Genomic DNA, 1,008 nt, shown 5'->3' with positions numbered 1-1,008 from the left:
CCGGGCTTGGCGGCGTGACTTCAAGATTTCTTTGGCTGTGGCTACGATAGAATTTATTACCGATGTTTTTTACCGTGAAATTCACATTGAAGTTGTCTTGATTAAGCGGCTGCCAGTTTACGAAAATATCATGTACGCCGTATCCGATACGTCTTCTCGTTTCGACTTTCGGCGCAGCGCCCGTTTTATACTCTTTAGACTGAGCATAGCGACCTAACCAACCGATCTCTAAATTCGGTTCAACAAATTTATACGAAACACCGGTACTCCATTGACGACCTTGCGGAATAACATTCAGCGGATCATTAGAAAGCGCAAAGTCCGCTTTCGGATCGGCATACGCCACACCGGCGGTTAATTTTAATGCGTTCCATTGATAATCCAACTCGGCTTCATAACCTTTCGTTTTTAAGGTTCCCGCATTGCTAATGATACTGTTGGTCGTTTGATAGAAGTTTTTAACTCTTTGCTCGAACACGCTGCCTTTTAAATTAAAATCGGCATATTTCCATTCAAAACCGACTTCCGCCAAACGTACGTCTTCGGTTTTCAATTTAGGATCGATAAAACGTAAGCCTCTGGCTTTATCTAATGAACCGCGGTTATCGGTTATGGTATTTGCCGAAGCTAAAATAGGGCTGCGACTTGCATAATTTAATTTAGCATTCAAAGCAAAATTCGGTGTAATGTCCCAAATCAATCCGAAACTCGGATTTAATCTTTTATCGGATACCGATTTATTACCGGCAAGCGGTTTACCGTTTTTATCCACTTTACCCGCTGTATCCAAATCATAGTAATCATAACGTAACCCTGTGGTTAAGGTCAGCACTTTACCTAAAGACCAAATCCCTTCGGCATATAATCCGTATTCGAATTTTTGTTCGCCTTTAATATTGCCGAACGAATTCTGACTACCTGTCTGCTCTTTACGCAGATTCACACCATCTTTAAACAGATGCTCTCCGCCAAATTCGCTGGTAAAGCCTAAATTAGCCCCCGTTGTTT

The 1,008-nt window shown here is 42.0% G+C and carries 1 protein-coding gene; it reads right to left on the bottom strand.

The window, feature by feature from the left end; all coding sequences use genetic code 11:
• A partial coding sequence (locus tag DS839_RS35795; RefSeq protein WP_119275350.1) for a TonB-dependent receptor plug domain-containing protein occupies nucleotides 1-1,008 on the bottom strand: 1,008 nt, incomplete at both ends.

It is taken from the genome of Taklimakanibacter deserti, assembly GCA_003574785.1.
This window is presented reverse-complemented; position numbering and strand designations above follow the sequence as displayed.